The following is an 11599-nucleotide window of genomic DNA, read 5'->3' on the forward strand; positions in this document are numbered from 1 at the left end:
CGTCTCTTGACGTGGGGATTCTCCTGCTGTCACGCTGCGCGGATGCCGATCTTGCCCGGGCGGCTCGCCCACCACGTAGTCGCGCGCTCCTGGCGCGCGCCCGCGCTGGTGATGGCGGTGGCGCTGGTGACCGGCTGGCTGCTGATCGCCGTGTTCGAGGAGCCCGGTGCCAAGATCAAGAAGCCGCACGAGTACCTCTGGTACTTCTTCGTCAGCGGCACCACCACCGGCTACGGGGACCTGTTCCCGACCTCCGCCGGCGGCCGGATCGGCGGCGCGATCGTGATCATGGCGGGGGCGACCGCCGGGCTCGTGCTGTTCGCCGAGCTGACGCTGTGGATGGCGAAGGGGAGGACGATGAGGGCCAACGGCCATGCACGGCTGTACCTGCGGCGGCACATCGTGACCGTCGGCTACGACCGTGACGGCCTGCGCGCCATCATCGGGCAGCTGCACGGCGACCCCGAGTTCGCGGGCGCGAAGGTCGTCACGATCTTCTGGCCGGACGAGCTGGCCGGCGAGAACCCCGACCCCGACCTGTACGACGTGGTCGCCTTCGACGGCACCGCGTTCGAGCGCGCCTGCCTGCACGAGGCCCGCACGGTCGTCGTGGTCGGCCACACCGACGACGAGACCGTCCGGGTCATGCTCCAGGTGGTCGCCCACCTGCGGCGGCACGACGCCGCGGGCGTCCACCTGCTGGCGGGCGTGCACGACGGCGGCCGCCGCGCCGAGATCACCGAGGCGCTGGGCCTGATCGGCCCGGACATCGAACCCGTCGACATCGACGACCCCGCCGTCGTCGCCGTCGCCGTCCGCAACCCGGGCGTCGCGTCGATCTACCACAACCTGGCCAGCACGCTGGACGCGGACTCGACGCTCTACCGCCTCGACGTCCCCGAGGGCGCGGGGGAGTGGCCGCGCCTGGACCTGGCGATCGACTTCCTCAGGCGCGGCTGCACGCTGCTGGCGGTGGGCGAGTCCCACCGGCCGAACGCCCGGTTCCGGCTCGCGGCGCGGCCGGACGAGACGGTCCGCGGCGGCCAGTCGCTCGCCGTCGTCGCCGAGTCCCGTCCCGAAATCCCCTGGCACGAACTCTGACCACACCGGGCGTCACGGGCCTCGCGCACCCTTGACCTGCGTGGAAACTGGCTGCTAGCTTTTGCCGCATGCTGGAATAGCGTTCCGTATGACGGAAAGTGCGGATGCGTGAGCTGACGGAGGGATCCCCGTTGAAGAACCTCATGCCGATCGTCGCCGCGGTGCTCCTCGCGACCACCGCCGCTGCCTGCTCGTCCGGGGACGGGGACTCCGGAGGAGGCCCCGTCGAGCTCACGCTCTGGCACGGCCAGGACGACCTCGCGGCCAAGTCGATGGAGAAGCTGGTCGACTCGTTCAACAAGTCGCACCCGGGCATCAAGGTCAAGACCGACTCCGGCGGCGCGACGGCGGACACGATGCTGCCCAAGGTCACCGCGGCGTTCGCCGCCGGCACCTTCCCCGACGTCGCCTACATGTACGGCTCGTGGGGCGCGGCGCTCGCGCGGAGCCCGAAGGTGCCGAACCTGAAGAAGTACATCGGCGAGTCCGACCTCAACTGGGACGACTTCTGGCCGAACAGCCGGGCGACGGCGACGGTCAACGGAAAGGTGATCGGCTTCCCGTCCGCGGCCGACGACCTGACCGTCCTGTACAACAAGAAGCTGCTGGCCGACGCCGGCCTCAAACCGCCCTCGCCCACCTGGAGCTGGAACGACTTCCGGGAGATGGCGCGCAAGCTCACCAACGCCAAGGACAAGACCTACGGGACGACGTGGGCGGTCAGCGGCGGTGAGGAGACCACCTGGCTGCTGTGGCCGCTGCTGTGGCAGCACGGCGGGTCGATCCTCTCCAAGGACGAGAAGAAGGCCGCCTTCAACTCCCCGGCGGGCGTGCAGGCGCTCACCCTGGTCCAGCAGATGACGCTCCAGGACAAGTCGGTCTACGTGGACACGAGCCCGGCCGAGAAGGGGCAGAAGCTGTTCGAGTCGGGCCGCCTCGGGATGTTCCTGGCGGGCCCGTGGGTGCTGCCCGACGTCCAGGCCGCGAAGGTCGACTACGGGATCGCTCCGATGCCCGGGACGAACGGCGACCACCAGACGGTCTCCGGCATGGACAACTGGGCCGTCTTCGACCACGGCTCGCGCCGGGTCAAGGCCGCCGTCGAGTTCCTCACCTGGCTCACCAAGCCCGAGCAGCAGCTCGTCTGGATGACCGACACCGGGTCGCTGCCGACCCGCAAGTCGATCACAAGCCTGCCGGGCTACAAGGAGTACGTGAAGAAGTATCCGGGCGTGGACGTCGTCACCGAGAACCTCGCCAACGCCAAGCAGATCCGGCCGGTGATCTCCAAGTACCCGCGGGTGTCCGGGTTCGTCGCGCAGGCGATCGCCGCCGCGCTGCTCGGGAAATCCGACCCGCAGAGCGCGCTGAACGACGCCGCGAACAAGTCCGACGCGCTGCTGAAGGTGCCCGGCCAGTGAGCGCGGCCGTCGTCGCGAAGAAGACCGAGCGGCGCGACCCGCCGGGCCGGGCGCCGCGGCGGCGCGGCCGGGGCGGCCGGCGCGGCCTGGCCGACCAGGCCACGGGCTGGTCGTTCGCCGGGCCGTCCACGCTGCTCGTCCTCGGGTTCTCGCTGCTGCCGATGGGCTGGGCGCTGCGGCTGTCGATGACCGACTCCGACCTCGTCACCGAGGGGCAGGGCGTCGGGCTCGACAACTACCGGACGCTCGCCGACGACCCGGTCTTCTGGAAGTCGATCCGCAACACGCTGGAGCTCACCGCCCTGTACATCCCGGCGTCGCTGCTGCTCGGGCTCGTCGTCGCGCTGCTGCTGAACAAGCCGATCCGGGGCATCGCGTTCTACCGGGCGTGCTTCCTCGTCCCGTTCGTCGCCTCGGCCGCCGCCGAGGGCCTGCTGATGGCCTTCGTGTTCGACAAGGACTTCGGCGCGGTCAACGGCCTGATCACGAGGGCGGGGCTGCCCGCGCAGGGGTTCCTGGACGACCCGTCCCAGGCGATGTTCGTGATCACCGGGATCTTCGTCTGGACGCAGTTCGGGTTCAACGTCGTGATCTACCTGGCGGCGCTCCAGGACATCTCGCCGGAGGTGCTGGAGGCCGCCGCGATCGACGGCGCCGGACGCTGGCGGACGTTCCGGCACATCATCATCCCCTCCGTCCGGCCGATCTCGCTGTTCCTCGCCGTCTGGGGGCTGATCGACTGCCTCCAGTTCTTCGACCTGCTGCTGACCTCGACCAAGGGCGGGCCGGTCAACTCCACGATCACGATCGTCTACTACGTCTGGCAGCTCGCCTTCGAGTACTTCACCGCGGGCTACGGCGCGGCGGTCGCCTACGCGCTGTTCGCGGGCAGCCTGGTCGCCATCGTCATCGGCCTGCTGTTCGGACGTCGGAAGGGGTTCCTGCTGTGAACGAGATGAGGGGGCGCCGATGACCGCGACGCCCGCGGGCACCGCCCCGACCGGCAAGCCGGGGGCGCGGCGCTGGAAGATGCCCGACGCGCGGCACCTCGTGCTGGCGCCGCTGTCGATCCTGATGGTGCTGCCGTTCGTCTACATGCTGGGCGCGTCCGTCATGACCCGGGCGCAGATCAACCGGTACCCGCCGCCGCTGTACCCGCCGGGCGTTGACCTGTCGGGTTACCAGGAGCTGCTGTCGGACTCGCAGTTCCCGCGCTGGTTCCTCAACAGCGTGCTCGTCTCGGCCGCGATCGTGCTCTCGCAGGTCGTGCTGTGCAGCATGGCGGGCTACGCGTTCGCCCGGCTGCGCTTCTCCGGACGCAGGGTCGCGCTGGTCCTGGTCATCGCGACGACGCTGATCCCGTTCCAGCTCACCGTGATCCCGACCTTCCTGATCTTCCACCGGCTGCACCTGATCAACACGCTCGCCGCGCTGATCGTGCCGCAGCTCGCGTCGGCGCTCGGGGTGTACCTGATGACCTCGTTCTTCCAGAACTTCCCGCGCGAGCTGGAGGAGGCGGCCCGGATCGACGGCTGCTCCCGGTTCGGGGTGTTCTTCCGGGTCGTGCTGCCGGTCGCGCGGCCGGCCCTCGCGGCGCTCGCGGTGATCACGTTCATCTACGCCTGGAACGATCTGTTCTGGCCGCTGGTGGCGATCTCCTCCGAGGACAAGTACACGGTGCAGGCGGGCCTCGCCACCTTCCAGGGGCAGCACCGCGCGGACTGGCCGAAGATCATGGCCGGGACGGTGCTCACCACCGTCCCCGTGCTGGCCGTGTTCATCATCGGGCAGCGCCGCTTCGTGCAGGCGCTGGCGGGCGCGGTCAAGGGGTAGGCCGTACACGGCGAGCCGAAAGCGAGCCGAAGGCGAGGCGAAAGGCCCCGGGCGCCCGCTCCTCCGTCAGGCGGGCGCCCAGGGCCCTTCTCAGAGGCCCAGGACGCGGGCGGCGTTGGACGCGTAGACGCGCGCCAGAACGTCCTCGGGCAGGCCGAGGCCGCTGATGCGCCAGCGGCCCATCAGCGGCGGGTCGTCGTCGGAGTGCGGGAAGTGCTCGTCCAGCGTCTCCAGGAACCGGAAGTGGGTCGCGTAGAGGTCGGCGGACGGCGGGAACTCGTCGGTGCCGAACAGCACCCGGTCGGGGAAGCGCAGGATGAGGTCGCGGGTCGCCCGCGGCTGCCGCCCGAGTTCGGCGATGCGGGCGGCGATGTCGATGTTCAGGTTGGGGTAGGCGGCGAGCATGCGGCCGACGCGTCCGAGGTCCTCGGCCTGGCAGCCCGCGTGGACGGCGACGAAGGTCGTCCGCGGGTGCGCGGCGACCAGCGCCTCCAGCGAGTCCATGAGCCAGTCGAAGCGGGGGAAGCGCTCCTCGTCGGCGAACGACCAGTCGGGGTGGGCGAGCAGCTGCTCGTACCGCTCGTTGCGCTCGTCGATCGGGTCGAAGAACGCGATCGGGTCGGCGGTGTGGATCCAGACGGGCACGCCGAGGTCGGCGGCGGCGTCCCACAGCTCCCCGAGCCGCGGGTCGTCGGGCAGGACGAGCCGGCCCGAGTCGTCCCGGATGTGCAGGCCGAGGTCCTTCCAGACCTTCAGCCCGCGCGCGCCCGCCGCCACCGACTTGCGCAGGCTCTCCGCCAGGGCGCCCGGACGCCCGAGCCGCGTCCAGTCGACGTGGCAGAACGTCAGGAAGCGGTCCGGGTACGCGCGGTCGTAGCGGTCGAGGTTGGCCTCCAGTTCGGCGTCCCAGCGGCCGTCGAGGTTGACGATCGCCTCGACGCCGCACGCGTCCATCAGCGCGAGCAGGGACTTCACGTCCGGGATCGTCCAGTCGCCGGTCAGCCACCGGCCGAGATGGTTGTGCGCGTCGATCGCCGGCACCGCCGCCCGGGGGACGTGCGACTCCTCGACCCGCAACCGCGTCCGGGGCCGGTACTCGCTCAGCTCCATGCTCCACCTCCGTGAAAGGGCTCCGTGCAAAGGGCTCCGTGCAACAAACTCCGTGCGACAAGCTCGATGCGAAAAGGGCGGCGGGCCGCCGCCATGAACGGCGTCCATGGCGGCGGCCCGCCACGGGCCTTGCGAAACTCCGTCGGTCAGCGGCGGATGCCCTCGGGGAGGGAGTCGCCGTGGGCGTCGATCATGTCCTCCACCAGGTCGTGGATCTGGGGGAGGGTCAGGGTCGCGGCGGTGTTCGGGTCGAGCGCCGCCGCCTGGTGGACGTGGTCGCGCCGCCCCTCCAGCGCGGCCCGGACGGTCAGGTCCCCGACGTTCAGGAACGTGCGGTTGAGGGCGGCGAGCTGCGGCGGCATCGCGCCGATCCGGGTCGGGTTCACACCCGAGCGGTCCACGACGCAGGGCACCTCCACGCAGGCGTCCGGCGGGAGATTGGAGATCAGGCCGTCGTTGCGGACGTTGCCGTGCACGATCCGCCGGGTGCCGGTCTCGATCGAGTGGATGATCTCCGAGGCCAGCTCCGACATCGGCTCGACCTCCACGCCCTCGCCCGCGGCGAGGCGGCGGCGCGTCTCGGCGTAGGAGTCGAGGTTCTCCCGCGACCACTCCAGGTAGGCGCCGATCTGCACGCCGAAGTGCTCGACCTGGTCGTCGTGGCGCAGGAACCAGGGCAGGTACTCCGAGCCGTGCACCGAGGACTCGGTCGGGAAGTGCCCGAAGCGCGTGAACACCTCCGCGCGGACCGTCGCCCGCAGCTTCGGGTCGGCCTCGACGACCTCGGCGAGCCGCGGGTACAGGTCCCGGCCCTCGTGCTCGAACTTCAGCACGAACGCCTGGTGGTTGACGCCGGCGGTGACGAACCCGACCTCGTCGACCGGGACGCCGACGAGGTTCGCGAGCCGCTCCTGCGTGTCGCGGACGGAGTGGCAGATGCCCACCACGTTCTTGAACGGCGTCCCGTCCCAGACCGACCGCGGGATCATCGTCATCGGGTTGGTGTAGTTGAGCAGCAGCGCGTCCGGCGCCAGCTCGGCGAGGTCGTCACCCAGCGCGACCATCACCGGGATCGTGCGCAGCGCGCGGAAGATCCCGCCGATCCCGAGCGTGTCGGCGATCGTCTGCCGGACGCCGTGCCGGGCCGGCACCTCGAAGTCGATCTTGGTCGCCTCGAACCCGCCGACCGCGATCTCGTTGATCACGTAGTCGGCGCCGTCCACGGCCGCGCGCCGGTCGGTGTGCGCCTCGACCTTGGCGGGCAGCCCGAGGTGGGCCACCATCCAGTTCGCCATCGTCTCGGCCGTGCCGAGCCGCTCGGCGTCGATGTCGTGCAGGACGAGCGTGGACGCGCCGAGCCCGGGCAGCGTGAGGATGTCCGACAGGACGTTCTTGGTGAACTCGACGCTTCCCGCGCCGATGAAGACGATGCGTGCCATGGTGTCCCTTACCGGTGTCCCTTACATGATCGCGAGTTGGCCGCCGTCGATGACCAGTTCGGCTCCGTGCACGAACGAGGCGTCGTCGGAGGCGAGGAAGGCGTAGGCGGCGGCGACCTCGGCGGCCTGCCCGGCGCGTCCGAGGGGAATGTGGTCGCGCTGGTAGGCGGCGACGAAGTCCGGGCCGAGGTCGGCCTCGATCCCGGCGTTGAGCGGGGTGCTGATGTAGCCGGGGCAGACGGCGTTGACGCGGATGCCGTGCCGCCCGAGCTCCACCGCCATGGTCTTGGTCAGCAGCAGCACCCCGCCCTTGGACGCGTTGTAGTGCGCGTAGTCCTCCTCGCCCCCGAGGCCGTTGGTGGAGGACATGTTGACGATCGAGCCGCGCGTCCCCGCGCGCACCATGAGCCGGCTCACCGCCTGCCCGACCAGGAACATGCCGCGCAGGTTGACGGCCATGATCGTGTCCCAGTGCTCGGGGGTGATCTCCAGGAACGGCTCGCGCCAGCCCGTCCCGGCGTTGTTGATCAGCACGTCGACGCCGCCGAGCGCGGCGGTCGCCTCGGCGACCAGCCGCTCGACGTCGTCCTCGTGGCTGACGTCGCAGGTCGTCCCGCTGATCTTGCCGAGCGGGGACAGGGCGGCGACGACGTCCTCCACCCGGTCGAGGCCGCAGACGAACACCCGCGCGCCCTCCTCCAGGAACCGCCGCGCGGCGGCCTCCCCGATCCCGCTGGTGCCCCCCGAGATCAGGACGTTCTTTCCGGACAGCCCGCGCATCGTCATGCCCCTCCCCGCTCCGACCCCGGATGCCTGTTCATATGCCGAGCACGACCGGGCGGCCGACCTTCGGCACGAGGTACTCCTGGTCGGGGAACCCCCGGTCCAGGACGTCGACGAACGTCGTCACCGACTCGGCGTTGACCGCGAACAGGTCGTGGTGGCTCGGCAGCAGCCAGCGCGCGTCGGCGCCGGCGGCCAGGTGCGCGGCCTCCCGGACGGTCAGGTTGCCGACGATCCCCAGCTCCTCGCGGATCCGGTCGCGGCCGTTGACCGGAAGCAGCGCGACCCGGGGCCGCAGGCCCGCGAGCGCCCGGTCGATCTCGGGGTGCAGGACGGTGTCGCCCGCGTGGTAGACGGTCACGCCCGGGTCGAGTTCGACGACGTAGCCGAGGAAGCGGTGCGCGCCGTCCTGCACCATCACGTCGTAGCAGAGCGGCCCGGTGTACTCGGGGGAGTGCGCCGCCGGGACGGGATGGACGCGGACGCCAGCGACCTCCAGCGGCTCGCCCGCCAGCGCCGGGACGAACCGCGCGCCGAGCGCCTCCGCGTCCGGCCGCAGGACGGGCGGCGCCACCACCGTGAACGGGCGGCGCGCGAGCGCGGGGCCGAGCGTGTGCGGGTCGAAGTGGTCGGCGTGCTCGTGGGTGACGAGCACGACGTCGGCGTCCAGCTCGGCGGGGCCGAACGGCGGCGGGAACCGGCGGGCCCAGCGTCCGGGCGGGCCGAACTCCGAGTCGGCGGCCAGCCGGTCCGACAGGTAGGGGTCGACGGCGACGACCGTGCCGTTCGCGCCCTTCAGCAGGAACCCGGCCTGCCCGAGCGCGCAGACGCCGACCATCCCGGGCGGGACGGCCAGCTCCCGGAAGCCCTCACTGATCCCCATCGACGACTCCTCTTCTGCTACTGACTGGTCATGGCGCGAGGAGGGCCTTGACCGGCTCCGTGCCGCCGTTCATCAGGTCGGTGAAGACCCGGGCGCCGTCGCTCAGCGGGAAGGTGTTCACCCAGCTCAGGTCCCATTGTGCGGCGAGGTCCACGGCCGCGCCGAACTCGCCGGGGGTGTAGCCGAACGAGCCGAGCAGCCGCTTCTCGGTGCGGACGAGGTCGTTCGCGTCGAACCCGGGATCGGCGCTCGCCAGCCCGAGCGCCACCGCGACCCCGCCGGGCGCCAGCCGGTTCAGCGCGTCGGCGCGGGTGGTCGGCAGCCCGACCGCGTCGAAGACCACGTCGAACTCGCCGCGCAGGGACGGGCCGGTGGCGTCGGCGCCGAGCCGTCCGGCGATCGCCGCGCGCCGCTCGGACAGGTCGGCGGCGACCACGGACGCGGCGCCGCGCAGCCGCGCGAGCTGCACGCACAGCAGGCCGATCGTCCCGCAGCCGATGACACCGACGCGCGCGCCCTCCGGGACCGCTGCCACGTTCCACGAGTGGACCGCGTAGGCGATCGGCTCGACCAGGCCGGCGGCCGTCCAGGAGAATCCGTCCGGGAGCGCGTGGACCGAGGAGGCCGGCACCGCGACCCGCTCGGCGAACCCACCCGGGCGGTGCACGCCGATCAGCGCGCGGCGGCGGCACAGGTTGCCGCGTCCCCGCGTACACAGATCGCAGTCTCCGCAGGAGAGAATGGGGTTCACCACGACGCGCCGGCCGTCGGGGGTCGTCCCGGCGAACTCGTGGCCCATCACGAGCGGTGGGGTTCGGAAGCCGGGGGTGCGCACGCCGTGCAGCTCACTGCCGCAGATGCCGGCGGCGGCCACCTCGACGAGGATCTCATCGGATTTCACGGACGGTTCGTCGATGTCATGCAGTTCCACCACGCTCGGCGCGGTGAAAACGAGTGCCTTCATCACAGCCGTGAATGTAGCAGCCATCCGTATCGTGGGCTAGCATTCCGTATAGCGGAAACCTAGGGGAGAGGGTCGCATGGCGAAGAACGAGTCACCGGTGGGCAGCGTGGACAGGGCGCTGCGCATCATCCAGCTGCTCTCCGAGAGCGGGCGCGGCGTCACGCTGGAGGACCTCGCGGTCCGCTCCGGCATCCCGCGCAGCTCCCTGCACCGTCTGCTCGGCGCGCTGCGGCACCGCGGCTTCGCCGCGCAGCCGGAGCCGAACGGTCCCTACTTCCTCGGCACCGAGCTGCTCGCGGCGGCGTTCCGCTACTACGACCGGATCGACCTGCGCGCGCTCGTCCATCCGGTGCTGCTGCGGCTGCGCGAGGAGCTGAACGAGACCACCCACATGGCCGTGCTGGACGGCGGCGAGATCGTCTACGTGGACAAGGTCGAGGCCATCCACCCGATCACGATGACCTCGGTGATCGGCGGCCGGAACCCGGCGCACTGCACCGGCGTCGGCAAGGCCCTGCTGGCCTGGACGTACCCGACCGACGAGGCGATCAAGCTGTGGGCCGCCGCGCACGAGCTGCGCCCGGTCACCCGGCACTCGATCACCTCGCCGGCCCGGCTCGCCGAGGAGATGGCCGAGATCAGGGAGCGCGGGTACGCGCTCGACATGGAGGAGAACGAGGAGGGCGTGCGCTGCGCGGCGGTGCCGGTCTTCCTCGGGCGCTCCACGCCGTCCGCCGGGATCAGCGTCACCGCGCCGAAGGACCGCTTCCCGAAGGCGCGGGTGACCGAGGTGGCGCTGCGCGTGCGCACGATCCTCGCCGACGAGCTGGACGAACCCACCGGCCCGGCCGAGTGAGTCCGGCGGGGTGAGCCCGGTGGCGCCCCGTGCGGCCGCGCCCGAGGGTGCCGGGCGGGTCTCGTGGGGCGCCACCGGAGTGCCCCGGCGCATGTCCGGGGTGTGCCGGATGGTTGACAGGGGGCGAGTCATGCTGGTTGCCTTTCATGGAAGCCTATTCCGTGATACGGAAAGAGAAGCAAGTGGCGAAGGTCGTGGTGGTTCTCGGGCTGCTGCTTGCGCTGGCGGGGGCGGGGTGTTCGGCGGGGTCGTCCAAGAAGGAGGAAGAGGACGCTCCGTGGAGGCCGGTCGTCGGCAGCCGGTGGCAGTACCAGCTTTCGGGTGATCGCAAGTTCCCGGGGACGGGGGGTATCAACGTCGATATCTGCGAGCGGCCCTATGTCGGTGGCGGTGGGGGCGGGGGCGAGAACGGCGGCGGGGAGGACGGGAAGGGCGGCGGGGGCGCGTGCGTGCGCCCCGAGGTGTTCGACATCGACCTGTACGCCGACGCCTCGGTCGTCGGGAACAACACGACGCTGAACACGGCCGCCGTCAAGGCGATCCACGCCCGCGGCGCCAAGGCCATCTGCTACATCGACTCGGGTTCGGTGGAGAAGGGCCGCCCCGACTACCGGCAGTACGCCGAGTGGCACGAGGCCCACGGGAGATCGCTGATCGGCAAGCCCTACCCGGGGTTCCCGGAGGAGAGCTACGCCAACATCAACAACGACAAGGGGCAGCGCGACTTCGTGCTCGGGATGCAGGAGGCACGGGTCCGCAAATGCGTTCAGGCGGGGTTCGACGCCGTCGAGTTCGACGTCGTCAACGCCCACGAGGACGGGGCGGGGGTCACCGGGTGGCAGGTCAGTGCCGACAGCCAGCTCGTGTTCAACCGCGCGCTCGCTGACATCGCGCACCGCAACGGCCTCGCGGCGGGGCTGAAGAACGACCTCGGCCAGATCCCCCAGCTCGTATCCTCGTTCGACTTCATGATCAACGAGGAGTGCTGGGAGTTCCGCGAGTGCGACCGGTTGAAGCCGTTCATCGCGGCGGGCAAGCCGGTCTTCGGCGTCGAGTACAAGCCCTCACGCGGGGCGGACCCGCTCGCCTTCTGCCGGGAGGCCGTGTCGCTGCGCTTCGGCTTCATCAAGAAGGGCGAGGACTACCTCCTCACCGACCAGCCGTACACCCCCTGCCGCTGAGCCGGCGGGATCGAACGAAAGAACAACC

General features: G+C 70.9%; 11 protein-coding genes. 6 read left to right on the top strand and 5 right to left on the bottom strand.

Features of this window, described 5'->3' with window-relative positions:
* The first annotated feature begins 42 nt into the window (after positions 1-42).
* The 4 genes from KLI87_RS23400 (at position 43) to KLI87_RS23415 (ending at position 4355) form a co-directional block, all read left to right on the top strand.
* On the top strand, positions 43-1101 hold the full coding sequence (locus KLI87_RS23400; protein WP_156214958.1) for a potassium channel family protein: 1059 nt from the start codon (positions 43-45) through the stop codon (positions 1099-1101).
* A gap of 104 nt (positions 1102-1205) precedes the next feature.
* On the top strand, positions 1206-2522 hold the full coding sequence (locus KLI87_RS23405; protein WP_156214959.1) for an ABC transporter substrate-binding protein: 1317 nt from the start codon (positions 1206-1208) through the stop codon (positions 2520-2522).
* A complete protein-coding gene (locus tag KLI87_RS23410; RefSeq protein WP_214618706.1) occupies positions 2519-3472 on the top strand; it encodes a carbohydrate ABC transporter permease in 954 nt (317 codons plus the stop codon). Before KLI87_RS23405 ends, KLI87_RS23410 begins: the two co-directional genes overlap by 4 nt.
* Before the next feature lie 19 nt (positions 3473-3491).
* On the top strand, positions 3492-4355 hold the full coding sequence (locus tag KLI87_RS23415; protein ID WP_214618707.1) for a carbohydrate ABC transporter permease: 864 nt from the start codon (positions 3492-3494) through the stop codon (positions 4353-4355).
* Between the two features lie 90 nt (positions 4356-4445).
* On the opposite strand, the gene KLI87_RS23420 is transcribed toward KLI87_RS23415, so the two are convergent.
* The 5 genes from KLI87_RS23420 to KLI87_RS23440 form a co-directional block, all read right to left on the bottom strand.
* Positions 4446-5465, bottom strand: a complete 1020-nt coding sequence (locus KLI87_RS23420; RefSeq protein ID WP_214618708.1) for an amidohydrolase family protein — start codon at positions 5463-5465, stop codon at positions 4446-4448.
* A 146-nt stretch (positions 5466-5611) separates the two neighbouring features.
* The gene (locus tag KLI87_RS23425; RefSeq protein WP_214618709.1) at positions 5612-6904 is read right to left on the bottom strand and encodes an alpha-glucosidase/alpha-galactosidase; all 1293 of its coding nucleotides are present in this window, start codon (positions 6902-6904) and stop codon (positions 5612-5614) included.
* Between the two features lie 21 nt (positions 6905-6925).
* Entirely contained in the window at positions 6926-7690 is a 765-nt protein-coding gene (locus KLI87_RS23430) for an SDR family NAD(P)-dependent oxidoreductase (RefSeq protein ID WP_156214963.1), read from the bottom strand.
* A 31-nt stretch (positions 7691-7721) separates the two neighbouring features.
* Positions 7722-8570 carry an MBL fold metallo-hydrolase gene (locus KLI87_RS23435; protein ID WP_156214964.1) on the bottom strand — a complete coding sequence of 283 codons (849 nt, stop codon included), beginning with the start codon at positions 8568-8570 and terminating at the stop codon, positions 7722-7724.
* Positions 8571-8598: 28 nt separating this feature from the next.
* Positions 8599-9534 carry a zinc-binding dehydrogenase gene (locus tag KLI87_RS23440; protein WP_214618710.1) on the bottom strand — a complete coding sequence of 312 codons (936 nt, stop codon included), beginning with the start codon at positions 9532-9534 and terminating at the stop codon, positions 8599-8601.
* 76 nt (positions 9535-9610) lie between these two features.
* On the opposite strand from KLI87_RS23440, the gene KLI87_RS23445 reads away from it, so the two are divergent.
* Positions 9611-10390, top strand: coding sequence for an IclR family transcriptional regulator (locus KLI87_RS23445; RefSeq protein ID WP_156214966.1), 780 nt, complete (start codon positions 9611-9613; stop codon positions 10388-10390).
* Between the two features lie 182 nt (positions 10391-10572).
* Positions 10573-11571, top strand: coding sequence for an endo alpha-1,4 polygalactosaminidase (locus KLI87_RS23450; RefSeq protein ID WP_214618711.1), 999 nt, complete (start codon positions 10573-10575; stop codon positions 11569-11571).
* Positions 11572-11599 lie beyond the last annotated feature (28 nt).

This window comes from Actinomadura sp. NEAU-AAG7 (assembly GCF_018603865.1).
Classification (GTDB): Bacteria; Actinomycetota; Actinomycetes; order Streptosporangiales; family Streptosporangiaceae; genus Spirillospora; species Spirillospora litoris.